Annotated in this window: 22 protein-coding genes; 17 read left to right on the forward strand and 5 right to left on the reverse strand. The window is 61.1% G+C overall.

Annotated elements, in window-relative coordinates:
- Positions 1-65: 65 nt before the first annotated feature.
- The 3 genes from PMI03_RS03105 to PMI03_RS03115 all read left to right on the forward strand — a co-directional run bounded on the left by PMI03_RS03105 (position 66) and on the right by PMI03_RS03115 (position 3,051).
- A complete protein-coding gene (locus PMI03_RS03105; RefSeq protein WP_007689780.1) occupies positions 66-1,466 on the forward strand; it encodes an MFS transporter in 1,401 nt (466 codons plus the stop codon).
- A 203-nt stretch (positions 1,467-1,669) separates the two neighbouring features.
- Entirely contained in the window at positions 1,670-2,047 is a 378-nt protein-coding gene (locus tag PMI03_RS03110) for a VOC family protein (RefSeq protein ID WP_007689781.1), read from the forward strand.
- A gap of 227 nt (positions 2,048-2,274) precedes the next feature.
- Positions 2,275-3,051: a phosphatase PAP2 family protein gene (locus PMI03_RS03115; protein WP_007689782.1), complete on the forward strand. Its 777-nt coding sequence runs from the start codon at positions 2,275-2,277 to the stop codon at positions 3,049-3,051.
- On the opposite strand, the gene PMI03_RS03120 is transcribed toward PMI03_RS03115, so the two are convergent.
- On the reverse strand, positions 3,025-3,435 hold the full coding sequence (locus PMI03_RS03120) for a response regulator (protein WP_007689783.1): 411 nt from the start codon (positions 3,433-3,435) through the stop codon (positions 3,025-3,027). The genes PMI03_RS03115 and PMI03_RS03120 overlap by 27 nt on opposite strands.
- A 151-nt stretch (positions 3,436-3,586) precedes the next feature.
- On the opposite strand from PMI03_RS03120, the gene PMI03_RS03125 reads away from it, so the two are divergent.
- From PMI03_RS03125 to PMI03_RS03155, 6 genes are all read left to right on the forward strand, one after another.
- Entirely contained in the window at positions 3,587-5,344 is a 1,758-nt protein-coding gene (locus PMI03_RS03125; protein ID WP_007689784.1) for a phosphoethanolamine transferase, read from the forward strand.
- Positions 5,345-5,564: 220 nt separating this feature from the next.
- On the forward strand, positions 5,565-6,599 hold the full coding sequence (locus tag PMI03_RS03135) for an LLM class flavin-dependent oxidoreductase (protein WP_007689786.1): 1,035 nt from the start codon (positions 5,565-5,567) through the stop codon (positions 6,597-6,599).
- A gap of 158 nt (positions 6,600-6,757) precedes the next feature.
- The gene (locus PMI03_RS03140) at positions 6,758-7,657 is read left to right on the forward strand and encodes a MurR/RpiR family transcriptional regulator (RefSeq protein WP_007689788.1); all 900 of its coding nucleotides are present in this window, start codon (positions 6,758-6,760) and stop codon (positions 7,655-7,657) included.
- 42 nt (positions 7,658-7,699) lie between these two features.
- Positions 7,700-8,455: a COG4280 domain-containing protein gene (locus PMI03_RS03145; RefSeq protein ID WP_007689789.1), complete on the forward strand. Its 756-nt coding sequence runs from the start codon at positions 7,700-7,702 to the stop codon at positions 8,453-8,455.
- The gene (locus tag PMI03_RS03150) at positions 8,452-8,658 is read left to right on the forward strand and encodes a hypothetical protein (RefSeq protein ID WP_007689801.1); all 207 of its coding nucleotides are present in this window, start codon (positions 8,452-8,454) and stop codon (positions 8,656-8,658) included. The genes PMI03_RS03145 and PMI03_RS03150 overlap by 4 nt, the downstream gene beginning before the upstream one ends.
- 163 nt (positions 8,659-8,821) lie before the next feature.
- On the forward strand, positions 8,822-9,403 hold the full coding sequence (locus tag PMI03_RS03155; RefSeq protein ID WP_007689804.1) for a histidine phosphatase family protein: 582 nt from the start codon (positions 8,822-8,824) through the stop codon (positions 9,401-9,403).
- A gap of 79 nt (positions 9,404-9,482) precedes the next feature.
- On the opposite strand, the gene PMI03_RS03160 is transcribed toward PMI03_RS03155, so the two are convergent.
- Complete coding sequence (locus tag PMI03_RS03160) at positions 9,483-10,418, reverse strand: phytanoyl-CoA dioxygenase family protein (protein ID WP_007689806.1); 936 nt, start codon at positions 10,416-10,418, stop codon at positions 9,483-9,485.
- A 133-nt stretch (positions 10,419-10,551) separates the two neighbouring features.
- On the opposite strand from PMI03_RS03160, the gene PMI03_RS03165 reads away from it, so the two are divergent.
- Positions 10,552-11,415 carry an AraC family transcriptional regulator gene (locus tag PMI03_RS03165; RefSeq protein ID WP_039973608.1) on the forward strand — a complete coding sequence of 288 codons (864 nt, stop codon included), beginning with the start codon at positions 10,552-10,554 and terminating at the stop codon, positions 11,413-11,415.
- Here the strand turns inward: PMI03_RS03165 and PMI03_RS03170 are convergent.
- On the reverse strand, positions 11,405-12,832 hold the full coding sequence (locus PMI03_RS03170; RefSeq protein ID WP_007689809.1) for a PLP-dependent aminotransferase family protein: 1,428 nt from the start codon (positions 12,830-12,832) through the stop codon (positions 11,405-11,407). The two genes, PMI03_RS03165 and PMI03_RS03170, sit on opposite strands and share 11 nt — an antisense overlap.
- Before the next feature lie 96 nt (positions 12,833-12,928).
- Between PMI03_RS03170 and PMI03_RS03175 the strand changes: the two genes are divergently transcribed.
- Entirely contained in the window at positions 12,929-13,612 is a 684-nt protein-coding gene (locus PMI03_RS03175; protein ID WP_007689810.1) for a pyridoxamine 5'-phosphate oxidase family protein, read from the forward strand.
- Between the two features lie 34 nt (positions 13,613-13,646).
- On the forward strand, positions 13,647-14,309 hold the full coding sequence (locus PMI03_RS03180; protein WP_007689811.1) for a GNAT family N-acetyltransferase: 663 nt from the start codon (positions 13,647-13,649) through the stop codon (positions 14,307-14,309).
- Here the strand turns inward: PMI03_RS03180 and aac(6') are convergent.
- Positions 14,306-14,746 carry an aminoglycoside 6'-N-acetyltransferase gene (aac(6'), locus tag PMI03_RS03185; RefSeq protein ID WP_007689812.1) on the reverse strand — a complete coding sequence of 147 codons (441 nt, stop codon included), beginning with the start codon at positions 14,744-14,746 and terminating at the stop codon, positions 14,306-14,308. The two genes, PMI03_RS03180 and aac(6'), sit on opposite strands and share 4 nt — an antisense overlap.
- 49 nt (positions 14,747-14,795) lie before the next feature.
- Complete coding sequence (locus tag PMI03_RS03190; protein WP_039973609.1) at positions 14,796-15,281, reverse strand: HIT family protein; 486 nt, start codon at positions 15,279-15,281, stop codon at positions 14,796-14,798.
- Positions 15,282-15,515: 234 nt separating this feature from the next.
- On the opposite strand from PMI03_RS03190, the gene PMI03_RS03195 reads away from it, so the two are divergent.
- The 5 genes from PMI03_RS03195 (at position 15,516) to PMI03_RS03215 (ending at position 23,936) form a co-directional block, all read left to right on the forward strand.
- On the forward strand, positions 15,516-16,514 hold the full coding sequence (locus PMI03_RS03195; RefSeq protein WP_007689814.1) for a sterol desaturase family protein: 999 nt from the start codon (positions 15,516-15,518) through the stop codon (positions 16,512-16,514).
- 268 nt (positions 16,515-16,782) lie between these two features.
- On the forward strand, positions 16,783-20,106 hold the full coding sequence (locus PMI03_RS03200; protein ID WP_007689815.1) for a thiamine pyrophosphate-dependent enzyme: 3,324 nt from the start codon (positions 16,783-16,785) through the stop codon (positions 20,104-20,106).
- A gap of 313 nt (positions 20,107-20,419) precedes the next feature.
- A complete protein-coding gene (locus PMI03_RS03205; protein ID WP_007689816.1) occupies positions 20,420-21,565 on the forward strand; it encodes a PspA/IM30 family protein in 1,146 nt (381 codons plus the stop codon).
- Positions 21,566-21,570: 5 nt separating this feature from the next.
- Positions 21,571-22,221: an OB-fold-containig protein gene (locus tag PMI03_RS03210; protein WP_007689818.1), complete on the forward strand. Its 651-nt coding sequence runs from the start codon at positions 21,571-21,573 to the stop codon at positions 22,219-22,221.
- A complete protein-coding gene (locus tag PMI03_RS03215; protein ID WP_007689820.1) occupies positions 22,221-23,936 on the forward strand; it encodes a flotillin family protein in 1,716 nt (571 codons plus the stop codon). Before PMI03_RS03210 ends, PMI03_RS03215 begins: the two co-directional genes overlap by 1 nt.
- Positions 23,937-24,020: the final 84 nt, after the last annotated feature.

The raw sequence follows: 24,020 nt of genomic DNA on the forward strand, positions 1-24,020 counted from the left end.
CATTTTCTCGTTCCCTGCCGTTTGCAACCTCCCAAGAGGCGGCAGCATAGAAAGGAACGATCCCGATGACTTCTTCCCAAACCCGAAGCGGGGCCGGATTTGCGCTGCTGCTGCTATGCGCCGCCAACTTCCTGGACGCCATGGACGTCTCCACCATTGGGGTGGCCCTACCCGCAATCCAGAAAGAGCTCGGCATGCAGGCGACATCGCTGCAATGGGCCGTCAGCGCCTATGTGCTCGGCTATGGCGGCTTCCTGCTGCTCGGCGGCCGCGTTGCCGATCTCTTCGGCCACCGCCGCGTCTTCCTCTGGTCGCTCGCCGTCTTTGCCGCCGCCAGCATCGCCGGCGGCTTCGTCGACAGCGCGCCGACCCTGATCGCCGCGCGATTGATCAAGGGCATCGCCGCCGCCTTCACCGCGCCGGCGGCGCTTGCATTGTTGCTCTCCGTCTTCGGAGAAGGCAGTGCCCGCGCCAAGGCGCTCGGCGTATTCTCCTCCACCGGCGCTGCCGGCTTCGTGCTCGGCATGGTGCTGGGTGGGGCTGCGACCATCATCAGCTGGCGGGCAACCATCGTCATGGGTGCCCCTGTTGCCATCCTCGCGCTGATCGTCGCACCTTTCGTCCTGCCCGCCGATCACAAGCGAAGCGGCCCAAGCGCCCGCTTCGACTGGGCAGGCGCAATCACCATCACCCCTGGACTACTGCTCTTCGTCTTCGGCGTCACCAACGCCGCGGCCGATGGCTGGCAGGCATTAGCCACATGGGGATCCCTGGTTGCGGCTCTGGTGCTGATCCTGCTCTTCCTGCTGGTCGAAGCACGGCATAGCGATCCTATGGTGCCGCTTGCCATGTTCCGGCGCGCCAAGCTCAGCCATGCCAATGCCATCGCCGCGCTGTTCCAGGGAGCCTATGTCGGCTTCCAGTTCATCGCGACGCTCTACTATCAGACCGTCGTCGGCTGGTCGGCCTTCGCCACTGGATTCGCTTTCGCCATTGGCGGCGTCTGCGTCATGTTCCTCGCACCGCGCTTCGCCACCATCGGGCAGGCTCGCGGCACGACCCTGCTCATGACGTTGGGCGTCGGACTGCAGGCCATCAGCTATCTCTTCTGGGCGCTGTCGGCCGGCCATATCGATACGATCCTGCTGGTCGCCATCTCGCAGCTGCTGCTTGGTATCGGCTATGCCATGACCTATCCGTCCATTCAGGTCGCAGCCCTGTCCGATATCGAAGAGGATAAGGCCGGCCTGGCTTCGGGCATGCTCTTTGCCTCTTTCCAGATTGGCGGCGGCATCATCCTGGCGGCAGCCTCGGCCGTCTTCAGCGCAGCACCCAGTTACGGCTGGAACCCCTATATCGCCGGCATCGGTTTCGTGACGATCCTGGCCGCCGCCATAACGTTGCTGGCCGCTGTCGGGCCAAAAACGGCAACATCGCGTCCGGATGCCTACCAGGCAGCCGAATAGCCAACGACTTTCATACCCGCGCCAATCCGGCGCGGGTACTCCGCATCATTGTGTCAGCGCTCTTCCCCGCGCACTTCATTGACTCCGAACGGTCGTTGCAAGATGGTGTGCCAACGCTGGAGCCCCTGGTTTTAGAAGGGATGGCAGGCCCTTCGCCTTGGGACGCACGAAGCCGCTACAGTGGGCAAGAGGAGTCTGCATCCATGTTCGATCATGTCTCGATTGGCGTCAAAAGCCTGGAAAGATCCCAGCAATTCTACGATGCAGCGCTAGAACCCCTCGGCTACGAGCGGCTGACGAATTTCGACGGCACTGTCGGCTATGGCGCAGAGCGGGCGCAATTCTGGGTCAGCCAGGTGGAACGTCCCGTTCCGGCAGATCGCGGCTCCGGCCTGCATTTCTGCTTCGTGGCACCGAGCCGGGAAGCAGTCGATGCCTTCTACGCCGCCGGCATCGCCCAAGGCGGCGAGGACAATGGCAAGCCGGGTATCCGGCCGGACTACAGCCAGTTCTACTATGCCGCCTTCGTCATCGACCCCGACGGCTACCGTCTCGAAGCCTATTTTCAGACGGGCTTGTGACGATGATCGCCTGATCGGCAACATCCCATCGTGTAACCTGCCTCCACGGAACGCTGCTCATGGCGGCATCTCCGCACACCACTTTTGCTAACCATTTGATGTTTCAGGCTACTGTCAGGCTTCTGCCGTAAATGCACGGTCGATGGGGATTATCAGTGCCGTTGCGCAAGACGCCAGTGAAATTCCGTCTCACTTTTGCATTCGACGATGGAAGGCGGCGTTTCCTGATGTATGATGACTATGTTGCGTACCCGAAACGCGCGACGTCACTCAGCAGACCCCTTGCATCGTTTCTGACGTTGTTTGCCTTCTGGTGGCTGCTGCTGCTTGTTTTCAATAGATTTCCTGAAATCGATCTTTCTGTTGCCCGCAGCGTCTTTACCAATGCGCCCTGCCCTTCGAGTGATCCGATCGGCAAGGTTTGTGGCATATTCGCTTACGACAGGAGCTCGCTCTTCGCCTTCCTGCGCGCCATCACGCTCGTCCTGCCCTATATCGCAATCATCATATTGCTCGCGCTTCCGATTCTGTCCTGGAGGCGGCTCGGGCCGCTTTGGCGCACGCCGAAAATCGACCGGTACATAGCCGCGCTGCTGTCGCTGGCTCTTGGCTGCGGCCTCCTCGTCAACGTCATCCTGAAAGGCTTCTCCGGCCGGCCGCGCCCTCGTGGCACCGATCTCTTCGGCGGGGCGCTGGATTTCGTCCAGGCGGGCTCGTTCGCCGGAAAATGCCTCAGGAACTGTTCCTTCATCTCCGGAGAGGCATCATCGGCCGGCTGGCTTCTCTGTCTTATCTTGCTGCTGCCGCCGCGCTGGCGCATTCCGCTCGGCGTGCCGCTGGCAGCTATATCGATCCTGATGCCGACCATGCGCGTCCTTACCGGCGCCCATTACCTGTCCGACGTGGTCCTCGGCTGGCTTTCGTCGCTGGTGATCTTCGCGGGCATGCTGGCGATTCTCGAGCTCCTCGGCACCTCTTCAGCCCACCCTGGGCAGAAGGCGTGACCGGTCGTTCCTCGATCTCCCAGCAGCTGCAGGCATGACCGCCTTGCGGATTCGAGCCGTCAGTTCGGCAAGCCCGAACGGCTTTACGAGATAATCGACCGCACCGATGCTCAATCCGGTCATCTGATCGGAAATCTGGTCATAGGCGGAAAGGATGATGACCGGCGTCGTCCCCACCTGCGCCTCCATGGATTTCAGCAGGTCCAGACCACTTCCGTCCGGCAGGCGCAAATCAAGAAGAACCAGGTCATAATGGTCTCCGGCAACCGCCATCTTCGCCGCTCCAAGGTCCATCGACCAGTCGACCGCAAACCCCTCCGCCAGCAGATGATCCTGCACGGCGTTACCGATGATGGCATTGTCCTCGACCAGTAAAACCCGCACGGCTGCTTCCTTGATTCAAGAAAGGAAGCTATGATCGGGATTGCTGACGGCGACCTGAACTCCACTTAACCGTGCGACAAAAAGCGCGGATAAGCGCAATCGACCAAGGCACAGGTGGACGCTATTCAGGTAAATGTCAGGAACGGCGGGCATGGTCTCGCGCTCAAACAGTCTGAGCCGCGTCCCGCGCGTTAAGTTGTACGGCATTCCCGCTCTGTTCAGGGGAATGCCCTGGAGAAAACCGTTGAACAATAAAAACACTCAGTCTGGCGGACGCAGCGTCCGACCAGCCATCGGCAGCGTCACTCTTTGTCTTATAGCCACCCTTTATATCCTTCTTGTGACGAACCGGATGTTCTGGACCAAGGCTTATGGCTATTTCATTGAAGAGCCCGCCGCCTTCGCCGGCTTCGTCGTCGGCATCTCGGCCGTCGTCATGGCGCTCTTCACGTTTTTCTCCGCCAAATACATCACCAAGCCGATCCTGATTTTCTTCGTTCTCGTGGCTTCGGTGTCCTCGTGGTTCAACGACCAGTTCGGCGTGATCATCGACAAGGAAATGATCCGCAACGCGGCGGTATCGACGGGCGCCGAGGCGGGCCACCTGATCACCACGCGTTTTGTGACGCATGTGCTGCTGACCGGTGTTCTTCCGTCGCTGGTGATCGCGTCCGTACGCATCGTCCATCGCCCCATTCTCAAGAAGCTTGCCTACAACACCGCAGTCATTCTCTCCTGCGTCGCGATCTTCATGGTCGCCGGCATCAGCTTCTACAAAACCTATGCCGGCGTCGGCCGGGCGCATCGCGACATGATGGATACGCTCAATCCGGTGGTGCCGATTACCAGTGTCGTACGCTACATCGTCGATTCCACCAGGAATGCAAACGTCGTTGCACAGCCTCTGGGCACGGACGCCCGCAGGGTTGGAGCCGTCGACAACGGCAAGCCGCGCGTGACGATCATCGTCGCCGGCGAAACGGCGCGCGCCCAGAATTTCTCGCTCGGCGGCTATGGCAAGATGACCAATCCTGAGCTGGCGAAGCAGAATATCGTCTATTTCCCCAACACCACGAGCTGCGGAACGGCAACGGCGACATCGATCCCCTGCCTGTTTTCCGTCTACCCGCGGGCGCAATATAGCCATCGCAAGGGTCTGGAAACGGAGAACCTGCTCGACGTGCTGACGCATGCCAAGGTCGACGTGACCTGGCTGGACAACGACACCGGCAGCTACAATGTGACAGATCGCGTTCCCTATACCTATCTGCCGCCCTCAGCCGATCCCCGCTTCTGCAAGGACGGCGAATGTCATGATGCGATCCTGGTCGACAAGATCGACAACTGGCTGGACCACATCAAGGGAGATAGCGTCCTCGTGCTGCACCAGCTCGGCAGCCACGGCCCGGCCTACTACCAGCGCTACCCCGAAGAGTTTCGCCGCTTCACGCCGGACTGCCGGGCCAATGATTTCGGCAAATGCTCGCAGGAACAGATCAACAATGCCTACGACAATACGATCCTCTACACCGATCACATCGTCTCGGCGGTGATCGACAAGCTGAAGCAGCGCTCGGCCACGGTATCCGGCGCGGTGATGTATTTCTCGGATCACGGCGAGTCGCTTGGCGAGAACGGCATCTACTTGCACGGCACGCCGTATATTATCGCGCCGCCGGAGCAGACACATGTGCCATTCCTGGTCTGGATGGCCGACGATCTGGCAAAGATCGGCGGCTATGACATGAGCTGCGTTGCCAAGCAGGCGACCGAAGGCACCCACTCGCACGACAACATCTTCCATAGCGTTCTTGGCATGATGGACATAGCAACGAAGGTCTACGATCCCAGCCTCGACGTCTTCGCCGCCTGCCGCCATCCGGCAAACAAGCTGGCGCAATTGAATTGATGCCTGCGGGTCTGTGGCTTCAATCGCGGTATCGCCAATCCGATATCGCGATTCCTTTCGTCACCCTGCACGACACGTCTGCGACGTTGCTCGTCCTCAGTATCGCTATCGTCATATCGAATTCCTCGAACGGAACCCTCGAAACTTTGAGGGTGTTTCGCGATTGGGAACGCGAGTAAATGCCACCCGAACATCATGGCGATAGGCAACGGACACAATCATGACGGCAAACACGGTCGAATTCGGGCTCGATACATTTGGCGACGTCACCCATGACGAGAGCGGAAAGCCGGACTCTCATGCGCAGGTCATCCGCAACGTCATCAAGGAAGGCGTGCTCGCGGACCAGCTCGGGATCGATTTCTTCGGTATCGGCGAGCATCACCGTGAGGATTTCGCGGTCTCCTCGCCCGAGACCGTTCTGGCCGCCATTGCCGGCCGCACGTCGCATATCCACCTCGGATCGGCGGTCACGGTTCTGAGTTCCGATGACCCGATCCGCGTCTTTCAGCGCTTTTCGAGCCTGGACGCGGCATCGAATGGACGCGCCGAAGTGATCCTCGGTCGCGGATCTTTCACGGAATCCTTTCCGCTGTTCGGCTTCGAGCTGTCGCAATATGAAAAGCTCTTCGAAGAAAAACTCGATCTTTTCGCCGCATTGCTCACCAACGAACCGGTGACCTGGAAAGGCAGCATCCGCCCGCCGCTCGACAAACAAAAGGTTTTCCCGACGATCGAGAAGGGTCACCTGAAGACGTGGATCGGCGTCGGCGGCAGCCCGGCTTCGGTCGTGCGCGCCGCACAGTATAATCTGCCGCTGATGCTGGCGATCATTGGCGGCAGCCCCTACCGTTTCCAGCCTTATATCGATCTCTATCACAAGGCATTCGCGCAATTGGGCGGCACGGCCCAGCCGATCGGCATCCATTCTCCCGGTTACATTGCCGATACCGACGACCAGGCCCGCGAAGAACTCTGGCCCTGCTACAAGGTGATGCGCGACCGCATCGGCCGCGAGCGCGGCTGGCCGCCGGTGACGCGCAACGAATTCGAGGACGAGATCGAACACGGCTCACTCTATGTCGGCTCGCCCGAAACGGTCGCCGCCAAGCTGACGCCGGTGATCAAGACGCTCGGCATCAACCGCTTCCAATTGAAATACAGCACCGGCACGCTCAGCCACCAGAAGCTGATGCACTGCATCGCGCTTTACGGCCAGGACGTCATCCCTGCCGTGCGGGCGGGACTAAAGTAGCTCCCGCAATCCCCAAGCGCCCTGCTGATCGGCCGAAAAGCACAATTACGGTCGCCTCGGCGCGGCCGCAGGATTCCTGTTGCCATGCTCCGTAATGGATACTACATTTGTCGTAATTCGTAGCATACGCTACAGATCCTGATAAATGGAAGTGCGGCATGACAACGGACGCTTTATCGCAGGCGAGTTTCGACAGCCGGATTCTTGTCGCGATCGAGGGGCTCTCGCCCGCTGAACAGCGCGTGGCCCGCTTCTTCATCGACCAGAAGCAGGCCGTGCTGCTGAACTCCGCCGCTCAGATTGCCGAGCTTGCCGGCGCCAGCGATGCGACGGTGGTGCGAACCGCCCGTGCGCTCGGCTTCGAGAGCCTCTCGGCGCTTCGCGCGGCGCTGCTTTCGGAACTGACGGGAGCCCCGACGCCCGGCAACCGGCTGGAGCGGACACTTGCCGAAACCGACGGCGACGCTGCCGGCATCCTGCACCATGTCATCGGCATTCACGAAACCGCGCTGGACGTTCTGAAACGGCCAGAGACTGCCGCGAGCTTTACGCGCGCCATCGATATTCTGGCGGCGGCAAACCGGCGCCATGTCTTCGGCATCGGCCCCTCCGGCGCGATGGCGGATTATGCCAGCCTGCAATTCAACCGCATCGGCCTGCCCACCTACCCGCTCTCCGCATCAGGCATCGCTCTCGCCGACCGCCTTCTCTGGCTCGGCAGGGGCGACGCCGTTTTGATGATGGCCTACGCGCCGCTCTATCGCGAAGTCGAGGTCGTGCTCGAACAGGCCAGTCGGCATGGCGTGCCGGTGATCCTCATCAGCGACGATCTCGGCCCACTGGTCGCCGACAAGGTGGCGGAAATCCTTCCCGTCCCACGCGGCAAGGCCGATCATCTCGCCATGCATGCCGGCACCATGGTGCTGATTGAAGCGATGATCGTCGGGCTCGCCGCGCATCGCCGACAAGCCGCCTTCGACAGCCTTGATCATCTGAGCACCCTGCGCGGCTCCATCGACAAGGCCTGGAGCAAACGCGGCACGAAGAGAAAGAAATAGCATGCGGAATCAAACCCCTATCCGCCACTCAGGATTCATTGCATGAATAGCCTCACTCCTATCCTCTCCACCCTGACGGCCTCCTTCCTCGGCTCTTTCGTCGAAGTCGTGGAAGCCTTCACCATCGTCCTTGCTGTCGGAGTCACCCGCAGCTGGCGTCCGGCCCTGATCGGTGCGGCGCTCGCGCTTGCCTTGCTGGCCGCTCTCGTCCTCATTTTCGGGCCGCTGCTGGCGCTGATCCCAATCCATACGATGCAATTCGTCATCGGCGTTCTCCTGATCCTGTTCGGCATGCGCTGGCTGCGCAAGGCCATCCTTCGCTCGCTCGGCGTCATCGCCCTGCATGACGAGGCCGCCGCCTTCACCAAGGAAACGGCAGCCCTGCGGCAGCAATCCGACGACCGGCGCGCCGATTATCTCGCCGGCCTTGCATCCTTCAAGGCGGTGCTGCTGGAAGGTGTCGAGGTGGTCTTCATCGTCATCGCCGTCGGCGGTGCCCACGGCATGACGCTCTATGCCGGTCTTGGTGCATTGGCCGCCTTCGTCCTGGTCATGCTGATCGGCCTGCTGGTGCATCGCCCGCTCGCCACCGTGCCGGAAAACACGCTCAAATTCGTCGTCGGGCTGATGCTGACCAGCTTCGGCATCTTCTGGACCGGCGAAGGCATCGGCGCGGACTGGCCGGGCGCAGATCTGGCGCTGATCGCCATCTTCGCGATCGTTTCGCTGGTATCCTTCATCATCGTTCGCAGCCTGCGCGGCTCAACCGGCAAACCCACCGCAAAGGCAGCCCAATGAGCGTCGTCCGCACCGCCCTGTCCGAGCTGATCGGCATGTTCATCGATGATGGCAGCCTGGCGACCCTCTGCCTGATCCTGGTCGCCGCCGTCGCCGGTGCCGTCCAGCTTCTGGCCCTGCCGCCACTTATCGGCGGAGTCCTGCTTCTGGTGGGATGCGTCGCCATTCTGGTGCACAGCGTTCTGCGTGCGGTAAAACGATAGGATCATCATTCCCCTGCAAACCATTGATATGCAGGGGAAATCGAGGAACTCCCTGCGAACTGATCGCCATCCCTGAGCGAGGCGATGGCCGCCCTGTCCCTCGACAGATCGTTTGGCAGGTGCGAAGAAGCTGAAAGGTTCAGCGCGATTGAGAGGCGTTCAGATGAGCAGTGCATATCCGGAAATCTATCTGGTTCGGCATGGGCAGACGGAATGGAGCCTGTCGGGCCGGCATACCGGACGAACCGACATACCCTTGACCACCGCCGGAGAAGATGCCGCCCGCAAGGTTACCGGCCGCCTGCCTGCCATCGACTTCGCCGCCGTCTGGTCGAGCCCGTCGCAGCGCGCCAGGAACACCTGCGCACTGGCCGGCTTCGGTGACGTCGTTGTCATCAAGGACGATCTGGCAGAGTGGGATTACGGCGCCTATGAAGGCATCACCACCAAGGACATTCAAGCTCAACGCCCCGGCTGGGAGATTTTCCGCGACGGATGCCCAAATGGAGAGACGGTAGCCGATGTCGGTGCACGGGCCGACCGGATCATCGGCCAGCTCCGAGAGATCAACGGCAACGTCCTGATCTTCTCCAGCGCCCATTTCCTGAGGGTCTTTGCCCCGCGCTGGATTGGCCTACCGCCGGAAAACGGCGCACGTCTCGTGCTCGACACCACCAGCATCAGCACTCTCGGCTACGACCACGACTTAACCGAACCCGTTATCCGCCGCTGGAATCAGATCTAACGGATCGCATCGCCAACAGATAATGATCGAGCGGCAACAAGGCCGCTCGATCAAAGCTTAGCGTCGAACAGTACCCGCCTTACCAGGCCGTCAGCCCCAGCAGCTTTTCACCCAAAGGTGTCAGAACCGCTGTCTCGGCATTATGCTTTTCCCATTCGCGCGGGTCGCCCGGAAACGAGTCGCGCTTCGGATGATCGCGCTCGCGCCATAGGCGGATGCGCTCTTCCCTCTCGACAACATCGTCGAACTCGGCCGGGTGCATCGATACATACTGCGCCATACGCACGCGGTTTTCCGCATGGTTTGGGCGAACACCGTGAGCCAGCAGCGAATTGAAGATCATCAGGTCACCCGGCTCCATCTCGATATTGACGACGGAAAGCCCCATCATATCGGGATGCATCGGGTCTCGATCCGCAGGCTGCGTCTTCTCCCACTCTTCGAAACGCTCGAATAGTTCCGGCACGCATTGAAACCCACCGACATCGCCGTCCTGCTTCTTCAGGCTAAGCACACCCTGCACGCCGATCGGCAGCGGGCGGCGCGATGTGTCCACATCCCAGTGAATGAAGCCGTTCGGATTGCCCTTGACCTTCTTCGGCGCATTGAGATTGGCGCGATCGATGGTCACCCACAGATCTTCGCGGTCCCAGATATCGACAAAAACGTCATAGATGCGCCGTTCCATGCGGTTGTCCCACAGCGCCTGGTGATTATAGATCTCCAGCATGCCGGTGTTGTTGAGCTCCTTCATCTTGTGCTCGCGGCGTTGCGGCGCGTACCAGGTCGACGGATCGTTCGGATCCTTCTCGTCAAATGCCCAGAGCACCTCCACAAGCCGCTCGACATTGGCGGCGGGGACCGCCTGCCGCACGATCACGTAGCCCTTGGTGATCCAGTGCTGCCAGTCCTGCTGCGAAAGAACCCGCAAAGGCAGCGTCTTCTTGATGTCCTTCAATTGCGTCGTGACCGAAGAAGCGGTCGGATGAGCGTCTCGTTTCAAGGCCTGTTGCATATGGTCCTCCCATCGGATCGATGCCTGTCGTTTCAGGCGACGACCGATTTGTAATGGGACGTAAGCTGCTCGTGTTGCCCTGCTCCGGCAATTTCTGATACTATTCTGGCTTATGTGAGCATAGTGGCGCCCGATGAGACCCTATCTTGAAGTGTTGCAGCGCTCGCCAGAGGCCTCGTGGAGCATGCTCAACCGGCGGCTCGACGACGCCATTCCCTTCCAATGGCACCATCATCCCGAATTCGAGCTCACCCTCACGCTGAACTCGATCGGCCAGCGTTTCATCGGCGATCACAGCAGCGATTACGACGACAGCGATCTCGTGCTGGTCGGGCCGAACCTGCCGCATACATGGGTCTCGCGTGCCAAGATCGACCAGCACCAACCGCATGTCGCGCTTGTCCTCTGGTTCCATCGTGATTGGCTGTTGCGCATGACCGGCGGCGCCGTCGAGTTTCGACCGATCGAGACGATGCTGGAGCGAGCCGATGGCGGCCTGCATTTCTCGAAGGAGACCGCACAAGCAGTGCGGCTTGAATACGAAGCCGTCTTCGACAAGCCGCCGGTGGAGCGCCTGTTGTCCCTCTTGAACATCCTTGCCAGAGTTGCCGAGGATCGACAGGCAACACCGCTTGCGAGCGCGCCGGGTCGGTCACCGGACATCAAGGAAAGCCGCGAACGCATCGACCGCGTGCTGACGCATATGCATCTCCACTATGCGCGCGCCATCAGCCTGGAGGAGCTGGCCGATATCGCCGCACTCAGCGTTTCCGGCCTGCATCGCATGTTCCGCCGCCACACCGGCACCGCTATTTCCGACTACCTGACGCGCATGCGGATCGGCGACGCCTGCGCCCGCCTCTCCTCCACCACTCAGGCGATCCACCACATCAGCGATGCGGTCGGCTATCACTCCATCGCCAACTTCAACCGGCAGTTCAAGACCCTCAAGAGCATGACGCCGCGGCAATACAGGGCATTGTTCGTCAGGCGATGACCGGCGAACGGCGAAACAGCCTGGCGATCCTTGCCGCTGCCGCATCCGCCGCTTCTGGCGGCATGCGTGCAATGCCGAACAACAGGCCCGGCCGTGGCGGACCGAGGTGCAGGGATGACATGGCGCGGAGCGCGAATCCCTCCGCGTTGATCCTTCGCGTCGCCGCCAGATCGTCGGTGCCCTCATCCTTGAACCAGGTGGCCAGCTGCAGCCCGCCGGCGCCCTCGCCCACTTCGAGCCAATCGCCGCAATGACGGCGTAGTGCCGAAACGGTGGCGGCCATGCGTGCGGCATAGATCGTGTTCATATGCCTTAGATGCGCGCGAAAACGGCCATCGCGAATGAAATCGGCAAGCGCCGCCTGGATATGGATGGGGACGACGGCCCCTCTCAACAGCTGTGCGGCTGTCACCTCCGGCACAAGCCAGGACGGCACGACCGCGTAGGCAACGCGCAGGCCTGGAGCAAGCGTCTTCGAGAAGGTGCCGAGATAGGCGACGACTTCGCCACGATCAATGCCCTGCAATGCGGCGATCGGGCGCGACGCATACTGGAACTCGCTGTCATAATCGTCTTCCAGCACGACCGAACCGTTGGCGCGGGCAAATTCGAGCAGGGCCAGACGGCGTGAAAGGCTCATTGTTGCGCCGGTCGGATATTGATGCGAGGGCGTAGCATAGATCAGCCGCGGCAGCAGGCCGGCGGCTTTGGTGACATCGATGCCCTCGATATCGCAGGGCACAGGCACGAGGCTCGCGCCCGCCATCCGCAGCAGCGCCTGCGCGGTCGCATATCCCGGCTCTTCCATCCATGCGATAGCCCCATCCGGGCGATCGGATCTCAACAGGACGCGCGCCAGAAGATCAATGGCCGCTCCGGTCGAGGGAACGATAATAAGCTGCTCCGCGCGCGCGATCACGCCGCGCGTGACGGAGATATGCTCGAGGATCGCTTCGCGCAGCTCGCGAATGCCGCTGTGAGCGCCGTAGCCGAGGTCATGCACCCGGAGCGAACGGCCGCGAGCGCCGAGATACCGCGCCCAGGCGGCATGCGGAAAGGCGGCGGTATCCGGCACGCCGGACTTGAACAAGCCGTCGGTGGCGACCTCGAGCGTTGGCGGCGGGCTGAGCGGAGATGGCTCCGCCTGCCCTTGCAGAGGCGGTGTTGCGAATGCGGCAACGCGGGTCGCCGCCCCCGTCGTCGACTGCAGATAACCTTCCGCTTTCAGCCGTTCATAGGCGTTGACCACGGTGGAACGCGCCACACCGAGCGAGATTGCCAGCATCCTTGTCGACGGCAGCTTTTGTCCCGGCAACATCTGCCCTCGAAGGATGCGGTCTCGCATCAGGCGATAGACCTGCCCCTCCAGATCGCCCGAAGTTCGATCGAGCGCCGGCCATTGCGCGGCAGATGTCATGACGCCCCCAACTGGTCTGTTTAAAATATAAGAACTGGCTATTTATAACATACCTCTTTGGCGGCAAGGATCAAAGCGACACCAACGAGGAAAACCATGGCCGATCTCTCCCCGCCATCCACCGACGACTATCCGACCACAGAACGCACGCGCGTGCGGCGCGAACATCATCGCGGCAGCCATGCGCAGGCGGACGTCCATGCTATCCTGGACGCCGCCCCGCTCTGTCACGTCGGCTATGTCATCAATGGTGCGCCCTATGTGACGCCGACGCTGCATTGGCGCGAAGGCAATCATGTCTACTGGCACGGCTCCGCCGCCAGCCGCTTTCTGCGCGCAGCGGAGGATATGCCCGTCTGCCTCACCTGCAGCATCATGGATGGCTATGTGCTCGCCCGCTCCGCCTTCTACCATTCTGTCAACTACCGCTCCGCCATGGTCTTCGGCAAGGCATGCCTGCTGGAGGACGCCGAGGAGAAGGCCGATGCCCTACGCCGTTTCGTCGAGAACCTGTTTCCCGGCCGCTGGGACAGCCTGCGACCGATGACCAGCCAGGAGGTGAAAGCGACCTCCGTGCTACGGATGGAAATCGAGGAGGCGACCGCCAAGGTGCGCAACGGCCCGCCGGGCGATGCCGACGAGGCGGATGTTCCGGTCTGGGCGGGCGTCTTGCCGGTGCGCAGCCACCTCGCCCCGGCGCAAGCCGCACCCGGATTGCTCGACGGAATAGAGCTACCCGAACCGCTGGCGGCGCTGATACAATCAGGCCGGCTTCGATAGATTGCCCTCGCATTTGATACCGAAGGACTTCGACATGGACCTTACGAATTGGAACGGCGTGCCGCGCCCGGAACGGATCACTCTGGAAGGCCGCTATGTCCGGCTGGAACCGCTCGACGCCACGCACCATAGCACCGACCTCTTCGCTTCGGCGCAGGCGCCCGGCGCGGATGATCGTTTCCGCTACCTGTTCGAGAACGCCCCCGCCGATCTCGCCGCCTTCACGCCCTGGCTCGAGAAAGCCGCAGCCAGCGCCGACCCGCTGTTCTTCGCCACGATCGACAAGCGGACCGGCCGGGCCGAGGGCCGGCAGGCATTGATGCGGATCGACCCCGCGCATGGCGTCATCGAGATCGGCAGCATTCTCTGGGGTCCGGCAATCGCCCGCAGTCGCATCACCACCGAGACGCTCTATCTCTTCGCCTCCTATGTCTTCGACACGCTCGGCTATCGTCGCTTCGAGTGGAAATGCAACAATCTCAACGAGCCCTCCAAACGCGCCGCCGAGCGCTTCGGCTTTTCCTTCGAAGGCATCTTCCGCCAGCATATGGTCGCCAAGGGCCAAAACCGCGACACCGCCTGGTTCGCCATGATCGACGCCGACTGGCCGCGCCTGAAGGCCGGCTATGAGCGGTGGCTGAGCCCGGAGAATTTCGACGAGGCCGGACAGCAGAAGAGCAAGCTGACGTTCGGCTAGAGCAGTTTTCGAAAGTACACGACGCGTTGAGTTTCCTCAAAACCCAACGCGTCGTGAAAGGCATGACTTTCGACATTGTCGAGCAGCGCATCCGAAGCAAATTCCTGGCATCCGGCGGCGCGTCCCCAATCGGCGACGGTACGGCAAAGCGATTGCGCTACGCCCTGCCGCCTGTACTCCCGGCGCACATAAATGCCCTCGAGGAAAAGCACAGGAGAGGTCTTGCAGCCATTGACATAATCATGCCGGAGCGTCGCCTCGGCAAACCCCACTGCGTGACCCGTCTGATCGCAAGCAATGAAGGCGATGGCATTTTCTTTCGTGAGAATTTGTGTCAGCTCGGCTCGATGATACTCCATCGAGCTACTCGGCCAGAGCTCAGCGCGCAGACGCAACCATGCATCCAGATGCTCGAGACTGGCTTCCTTTATTTGCATCTTCCCTCCCCATCCTTTGATAGATTTAGCCGCAATGACACTCCCCCAGCTAAGCCGTCAGAAACGCGCTTCGCATCATCGCGACGACGTCCGAAACGGTCGGCCCCGTGACTGGCGGCGGGTTTGGCGCCTCGCAAAACTCCCGCCAGATAAAGAATGTCAGCTCGGCACCATCCGTCCCCGGCTCCCCCGCAGGCTGACCGAAGGAGCCAAGAACCCGATAACGCTCATCCTTCCAGAACAGGGCTTCAAGCCAATCATAGACCGGCATGATATGGAAATGTAACGGATGTCCCGGCGAATGACCGTAACGGCCAATATGGACGCGCGCGGGATGAAGCAGGGTTTCGAGCTCCCGCTGCACCTTGGCAAGAAGAGACCCAAGCGATGCAAGCGCTTCGGTTGGCAGATCGTACAACGCATTCGTTCCGAGCTTGGAGCCGACCATCAGATAACCCGGCAGGACCGTGTCCATGCGATGGTTCACGAGCCAATGCTCCGTCTCGTGAATTCTGAATTTGGAAGGAATATCCAACGACGTCACCTTTTCATTGCTGTCAGGGCAGCCCAGCCAAGACTTTCGTCGGCAAAGGCCCATGTCCTCAGGCGGAGTTAACTTGAGACGACGAGGTTGATCAGCGTCTGCAACATAGTGAAATGCAACGCTTCTATCTCGACTCAAGTTTTCCCTTTCGCGACCACAATCATCGCGTTACATATCGCGCATATTCACGCGCCAACCACCAGATGACAATTCGAGGACAATGGCATGACGTCAAAAAACAGTTCGCGCCTTTACGCTGCTGTTTCATCCCTGTTGTGGCCAGCCATCTTTTGCGCCGGCCTGACAGGCTCCTATTTCGCCTTCCAGTCCGATATGCATCTGCTGTGGTTCAACGTCACTTATTTCTCGATTGTGGCGATCATTGCGCTCTTCGAGCGGCTGATGCCCTATGAAGAGACCTGGCTGGAGAGCGATGGCGAGACGTTCAACAACATCGCACACACGCTCCTGAGTAAGGGCGGCGTGCAGATCGCCGCGGCCATTGGCACCTCATTCCCGATGGCGGTGGCGACCGTGGCGCAGCCTTTCCTGAGCCACAAGGCGAATATCTGGCCGGAGCAATGGCCGATGGCCCTGCAGGTCGTGCTCGGGCTCGTCATCGCTGAATTCGGCCTCTATCTCGCCCATCGCCTTGCGCATGAGTACCTGTCGCTCTGGCGCTTCCATGCCCTGCATCACAGCGTCGAACGCCTATGGGTTATCAATACCGGCCGCTTCCATATCATCGACTCGCTGTTCAAGATCGCGCTCGGCCAGATCCCGCTCTATCTGCTCGGCGCACCGCTGCCGGTCTTCCTGTGGATCGGCGCGGTCACGGCCTTTATCGGCCTTCTGACCCATTGCAACATCGATGTCCGTACCGGCCCGCTCGACTGGATCCTCTCGACTCCGCGCCTGCACCGCTGGCATCATTCCAAGCTGCTGGCCGAGGGCAATACCAATTATGGGGAAAACCTTGTGATCTGGGACCAGATCCTCGGCACCTACTATAACCCACCTCGCCCCTCCTCCACCGACATCGGCATTACCGGCAAGGTCGCCGACAGTTTCGTTGCCCAACTCGTGCAGCCCTTTTCCAAGAAAGGCGCCAAGCAGATCATCGGCAAGAAGCCGAAGGAAGTCCGGGACAAGGAAGAACTGGCCGCCGCCAAGGCCGCCTCCCGGCGCAAGCAGGCCGAGGAGCCGATCCGCAAGTCAGGCTGAAAGACACGCGACACCGGTCAAATTTTCGAATGGATATGCGGCGCAGGGACAGGCAGGGATGAAATGGCCTCGCCCCCGCTGCCGCGCGAAAGCGCATAGACTGTGTCCAGGGAAACCGGCTCGGCCCAATTCGGCGCGCCGCCGACACACGTAAACCTATTTCAAATCGAGAAGATATTGTCATTTAACGTGTATTGAAAAAGGCACCCTGGGGGGTTACCTATCCCTCGCAAATTATTGACCATGAAAGATTAGGAAAACTATTGAAATGGAAGGGAGATTTACCACAGATCATCTCAAGCAACTCCATAGAATATTTTTCACATCTCGTGAAATAGATAGACTTGAACGAGAATTCATTAAGCAAGGCATAGCACACTTTCATGTTTCCGGTGCCGGACACGAGTCGACGGCGCTGTTGAATGAATTCCTTCATGACGACGATTGGCTGCATCTGCACTATCGCGACAAAGCACTGATGCTGGCGCGCGGCATGCCCATTCGTGAGTTTTTTTCCAGCCTTCTCGCCACGGGCAATTCCCATTCCGCCGGCCGCCAGATGAGCGCGCATCTTTCCTCCCGCGCTCTCAACATCACGTCCATCGTTGGTCCGGTCGGCAACAATGCACTTCATGCCGTCGGTGCCAGCGCAGCGCTGAAGCATAAGGCAGGCATGCCGATCGCCATTTGTTGCGTTGGCGATGGCACCACGCAGCAAGGCGAATTTCTGGAAGCCGTGGCCGAAGCCGTGCGCGGCCAATATCCGGTCGTCTTCGTCGTCGAGGACAATAGTTTCTCCATCTCGACGCGGACCAGAAAGCAGACCTTCTTCGATCTGCCGACCGGCCCCGCACCATCCTTCTACGGCCTCGACATCATCCGTGCCGAAGGCGACGATCTGGCGGCCTCGCGCGAAGCCTTCCGCAAGGCCGTCCGCCATAGCCGCAACAACCGCACGCCGAGCCTTGTCGTCATCAACATGGAGCGGCTGACCGACCACACCAACGCCGACGACCAGAAGACCTATCGCACGCAGGATGAGATCGAGAACGCGGCTTACCGCGATCCTCTCATCAATTTGAGAGCCGCCCTGCTGAAGGCGGGTATCGACGACACCGCGCTGGACAAGATCGAAAAAGACCTGACTGCAGAAGTGCAGGCGGAAGCAGCCCTTGCCCGCAAGGAAGATGCGCCTAAGGTCGAGCCGGAAGCAAAAGCGCCCTACCCAGCCTCCTTCGACAAGACAGCCGAATATCGCGGCGGCGCCAGTGCTGCGACGCTGACGATGCGCGAGGCGCTGAACGGCGTGCTCGACAAGCAGCTGGCCAACAATCCGGATGTCGTCCTCTTCGGCCAGGACATCGAAGACCCCAAGGGCGATGTCTTCGGCGTCACACGCGGCCTCAGCACGAAGTATCCCGAGCGCGTCTACAATGCGGCGCTGAGCGAATCGACCATCGTCGGCACCGCCGTCGGCCGGGCGCTAGCCGGCCAGCGCCCCGTCGCCTTCCTGCAATTCGCCGATTTCCTGCCGCTCGCCTATAACCAGATCGTCTCGGAAATGGGCAGCATGTTCTGGCGCAGCAATGGCGACTGGGAATCGCCCGTCATCCTGATGGTGAGCTGCGGCGGTTACAAACCCGGCCTTGGACCGTTCCACGCGCAAAGCTTCGAGAGCATGCTGGCGCACACGCCCGGCATCGACGTCGTCATGCCCTCCACCGCCGGCGATGCTGCTGGCCTGCTCAATGCCGCTTTCGAATCCAGACGCCCGACCGTCTTTCTCTATCCGAAGGCTGTGCTCAACAATTCCGACGGCCGCACCTCCGTCGATGTCGACCAGCATTTCGTCCGTCCCGGCCTGTCGCGTTATATCGCCCGCGGCCGCGACCTGACGCTGGTCACCTACGGCAACACGGTGTCGCTCTGCGCCAAGGCGGCAAGCGCCTTCGAGACCCAGGGATTTTCGGTCGAGGTCATCGACCTGCGTTCGATCTCGCCCTGGGATGAGAAGGAAGTGCTTGCCAGCGCCAAGCGCACCAAGCGCCTGATCGTCGTGCATGAAGACAACCGCACGGTCGGTATGGGCGCCGAAATCGTCGCCACCGTCTCCGAAAAGGCCGACGTGCCCGTCGTCGTCCGCCGGCTTGCCCGTTCTGACTCGCATGTCCCCTTTAACTTCGGCAACCAGCTGGAAACGCTGCCATCCTACAGCAAGCTGGTCGATCTGATGGCCGAAGTCCTCGAATGCGAGGTCACCTGGCATGAAGAGGACAAGTCCGGCCCGACGGCCGCCATCAAGGCGATCGGCTCCGGCCCCGCCGACGAAAACGTGCTGGTGACCGATCTCCTGGTGAAGCCTGGCGATACGATCGAGGTTGGCCAGCTCGTCGCGGTGGTCGAGGCGACCAAGGCTTCGGTCGAGATCTGCGCCAATATTGGCGGCGTGGTGCAGGAAGTCTTCGTCAAGATCGGCGACCAAATCGCCACCGACAGCCCACTTCTGACCGTGGACGCCGACCGCGACCTCAGCGAGCGCAATTTCGCGCTGGCTTCCGAGGTCCAGAACAAGTTCGTGCTGCGCCGCCTGAAGTCGCACGCCATCCCGGCGCTCCGCCGCCATTCCGGTAATTTCACGGAAATCGCCGTCAGCGGCATGGGCTTCGCGACCGGCGCCCGCCGTGTCAGCAATGAAGAGATTATCCATAACTGGCCGAACCGGCGCGCAGAGGAAATCTTCGCGCTGACCGGCATCAAGAGCCGCTATTGGGTCGGCCCCGGCGAAAGCACGCTGAGCCTGGCGACCAAGGCCGTTCGCGACCTTCTGCACCAGACCAATACGACGATCCATGACATGGACCTCGTCATTGCCGCTACCGGCACGCCCGATATCGCGACGCCGTCGCTCGCAAGCCGCGTTTCGGTTGCCGTTGCCGAAGACGGCGTGCGGCCGTCGCTCGCCGCCTACGACATGGGCGCCGCCTGCTCCGGCTATCTCTATGCCCTGCAGCAGGCTTACGATTTCATTGCCCAGCAGAACGACGCCAAGGTGCTGATCGTCACCTCGGAAGTGCTGTCGCCGCTGCTCGACATGAGCGATTTCTCCACCGCCATCCTGTTCGGCGACGCCGCCACTGCCTGCCTGGTGACCAGCCGCGATATGGCGCGCAATCCGCTGTTTGCAGCCAGCCGCCCGGTCATCAGCGGCCGTCCGGAGCCGGGCGATCTTCTCTATGTTCCGCTGCCGGACAAGGGCGTCATTTCCATGAACGGACGCTCGGTCTTTACCGAAGCCGTGCATTCCATGTCGCGCTCGATCGAGGATGCCTGCGTCGATGCCGGATTGGAGCTTGCCAATCTCGACCTTCTGGTGCCGCATCAGGCCAACCAGCGCATCATCGACACCATCGCCAAGCGCAGCGGCCGCCCGGCCCTGAGCGTCATCGAGAACTACGGCAACACCAGTTCGTCGAGCATACCGCTCGCCATGATGCATGTCGCCAAGGAGCGCGCCGAACCGCTCAACCTCGGCCTCGTCGCCTTCGGCGGCGGCATGACCTCTGGCGCTGCCATCGTACGCACGATCAAGTAACAACCATCCGCAGTAAAAGCCGCCGTCTTCCATGGACGGCGGCTTACGCGGATCCTCGGCGCCTGATTTCCGATCATGAGCAATGTCGCTCTGCCGATGGAGACCATTTCTGAGCCTCTCCTCACTCAATAAACCCCGTAGTCTGTGACGATCGAAGGCCATCGGGCTCGATTGGCTATTCGGCAGGCCTATTCTTGGCAGAGGTATGCATCAACAAAATGCAACCTATAGCCACTAATGTTCACTACAATTCATCCATCCTTGCTTGCGCCTCTTCTTGAAAAGCACCGGAGCGGTACTTTACTTAAGGTGCATGGCACAGACACACAGTCCATCGCATAGATCGCTCCTACGTTACGAACTCGCTCCTGATAGCGGGGCACGTCAGGCATTGGAGGAGACCTTTGCCGCATACGCGCAGATGATGGTGATTCTCGCCGAGATCGTCTCGGACAAGACCGGGGCAAATCTCGTGGTTCTTCATGAACTTGCCTATGAAACCATCCGCGAACGCACCGGTTTGCCCGCGCGTCTGGTGACGCTGGGCCTGCGTGATTTTGCGGCCAATCGCGGCGGGGCGACCGATATCAGTCGCCTGCCGCTCGATGAAAAGCTCTTTGCCATCAAGGGTCCGTCGGACCTGACAATCTCGACGGTGCGCGGCCGTGTTGCCGTGCCCTTCGACGTGGCCGGTTATTTCAAGGGGTGGGAGAGTGTCTTTCCCGCCTATCTGATCGCCGATGGCGGCCACTACGAGATTCACATCGGCGTAACGCCAAACTCCCCCCGAACGGAGGAAAACAGCATGACGAACGAAGGCATTCTTTCCCGCATGGGACGGCTGATTGCCGGCCTCGCAAATACGGCCATCGACAAAGTGGAAGGCGCAAACAAGGTCGCAGTCATCGAACAGGCGCTGCGTGAGATCGACGCCGCCGCCGATGAAGCCCGCGCCGATCTCGGCAAGGCACGCGCCGAGGAATACCGCATCCAGAGCCGCCGCACCGAAATTGCCGACGACCTTACAGCCCTCGACGAAAAGATCCGGCTCGCGGTCTCCACGGGCCGCGACGACCTCGCCAAGGCCGGCGTCGCCCGCCAGATCGATCTCGAAGCCCAGATCGCCGCGCTCGACAAGGCGCTGGCGGATGCCCATGAGCAGATCGACGAGGGCCAGAAGGCACTGCAAGCCATTCTCGCCACAAGGCGCGAGGCGGAGGCCCGGCTCGCCGATTTCAAGCGCAGTCTTGCGCGTCACGCACCGGAGGAAGCAGCAGGCGGCAAGCCGCATGCGACGCCTGGCGCCGGTGCCGCCCGCGCGGCGGCCGCAGTCTCGCGCCTGACCGGCGTTCCCGCGGGCGAACCCGCAACCAGTGCCGAGCTCGACGAACTCGACCGCCTGCACCGGGAACAGGCTATCGAAGCCCGCCTTGCCCGTTTCAAGGCGAATGATCAGTAACGACCATGCACCTTTTCCTCGCACCTGAATGCGGGCCTTTTGCCATCGCGGCAATGATCCTGGTCGGCCTGACCGCCATCGAAATTCTCTCCATGCTGCTCGGCTTCTCCTTGAGCGAGATGATCGGCAAGCCGCATTTCGATGGTCATGACGGCGTTGTCGCCGGCCTGCTCTCCTGGATCAATCTCGGCGGCGTGCCGCTGTTGATCCTGATCATGCTGCTGCTTGGCATCTTCGCCATCACCGGCTTTGCCATACAGACAGTCGCCGACCTCGTCTGGACGCCACTGCCGGCAATCGTCGCCGTGCTTCCCGCTGCCTTTCTCACCGTCCCATTGGTGAGAGGCTCAACACGCACCATCGCGCGGCTCATCCCCCGCGATGAGACCTATGCCGTCAACGCCGGCGATTTCGTCGGCAGCACAGCGCAGGTCACCATCGGCCCATTGGACCAGGGTCTGCCCGGCCGCGTCTCGGTCAAAGACGTGTACGGCAACTGGCACCAGCTGCGCGCCAGCGCCGCCAAAGGCGAAGGTCCGCTTGGCGTCGGCACCAAAGTTCTTCTTGTCGACCGCAAGGCCGATATCTTCATCGCAGTTCCCGCGCCATCGGACCTTATCGGTTCCGACGCTCAATCCTCTACGGAGCAACACTAATGTACGGCCTATATGACCTTCTTCTGCCAGCGGGCATCGGCATCGTCCTGATCCTCGGGATCGGCTTTGTCTTCGCCTCGCTTTATGTCCGCTCAAGCCGGGATGAAGCCTATGTGCGTACCGGTCTCGGTGGCCAGAAAGTCGTCCTCGACGGCGGTTCCGTCGTCCTGCCGATCTTCCATTCGATCGCTCGGGTCAATCTCAAGACCTTGCGTCTCGAGGTACAGCGCGGCGAAAATGATGCGCTGATCACCAAGGACCGCATGCGCGTCGACATCGGCGCCGAATTCTATGTCCGCGTCAAGCCGGACGCCTCCTCCATCGCGCTTGCCGCGCAGACACTCGGCAGCCGCACCAACGACAGCGAACAGCTGCGCCAGCTGATCGAAGCGAAATTCGTCGACAGCCTGCGCTCTGTCGCCGCCACGATGAACCTCGATGCCCTGCAGGAACAGCGCATGGATTTCGTCAAGGCGGTCCAGGAAGCAGTCGGTTCCGACCTGCAATCCAACGGTCTCGAACTCGAGTCCGTGTCGCTGACCCGTCTCGACCAGACCGACATCAAGCATTTCAACGCCAACAACTTCTTCGACGCCCATGGTCTGGCGGCGCTGACCCGTGTCACCGAGGGCCGCAAGAAGGAGCGCAACGAAATCGTTCGCGATACCGAAGTCGCGATCGCCCAGAAGGACCTGGAGGCCCGGCAGCAGTCGCTGACAATCGAGCGGACGAAGCGCGAGGCCGAGCTCAGCCAGGAGCGCGACATCGCCAACAAGTCGGCCGCTACCCGCGCCGAAACCGCACAGCAGGAGCAGGCCGCCAAGCGCTCGGAAGAGGAAGCCCGCATTGCCGCCGAACAGGCAATCGCCGAACGCGAAGCCTTGGCAAAGCAGGTACGTGAGTCCGCCAACATCGACTCGACCCGCGCCGTGCAGCAGCGTGACACGGAAGCCCGCCGCGACAACCAGATCGTTGCGCAGGAAAGCGCGATTGCCGTTGCCAACAAGAGCCGCGAGGAATCGGAAGCCAAGGCGAAAGCCGAAGTCGCACGCGCTCTCGCCATCGCCGCGGAAGAAAAGGTCGGCACCGCCAAAGCCGTCGAGATCGCCGAGCGTGAAAAGCAGATCGCGGTGATCGACGCGCAAAAGCGGGCACAGACCCAGGCGACCGCCGTCACCATCGCCGCAGAAGCGGAAAAGCAGGCGGCAATCGACCAGGCCGACGCCATCAAAACGCTGGCCACCGCCGACGCCGATGCTGCGATCATCAAGGCCAAGGGTATTCTGGAAACCGGTAAGGCGACGGCTGAAAGCGAGGCGCTGCTCAACGAGGCGCGCAACAAGCTCAGCCCCGCCATCATCGAATACGAAATCACCCGCGAACGCATCCGCATCGTCCCTGCAGCGCTTGCCGAAGCGGTCAAGCCGATCGAGAAGATTTCGGATATCAGGATCTTCGACACCGGCGGCATGCTCGGTCGCAACGGCAATGGCGCGAACGGCGGCAGCGGTATCGGCCTTGGCGAGGGGCTTGCCGGCCAGCTGCTCTCCTATCAGGCCAACAAGCCGATCCTCGACCGCCTGCTCAAGGAAGCTGGCTTCGACGGCGACAATGCCATCTCGGCGCTCCTTGGCAATCTGGAAGGCAAGGCCGCGACTGCGCAGTCGAGCGACGATTATGCCGAAGACGCCGAAGAGGCGAATAAGCCAGCTTAACGGCTGCGCCTGACCGACCCAAAATAAAACCCCGGAATCCTCTGCGAATTCCGGGGTTTTCGTAACGTTTACAAGCCAGCCCGG

It is taken from the genome of Rhizobium sp. AP16, assembly GCF_000281735.1.
GTDB lineage: Bacteria > Pseudomonadota > Alphaproteobacteria > Rhizobiales > Rhizobiaceae > Rhizobium > Rhizobium rhizogenes.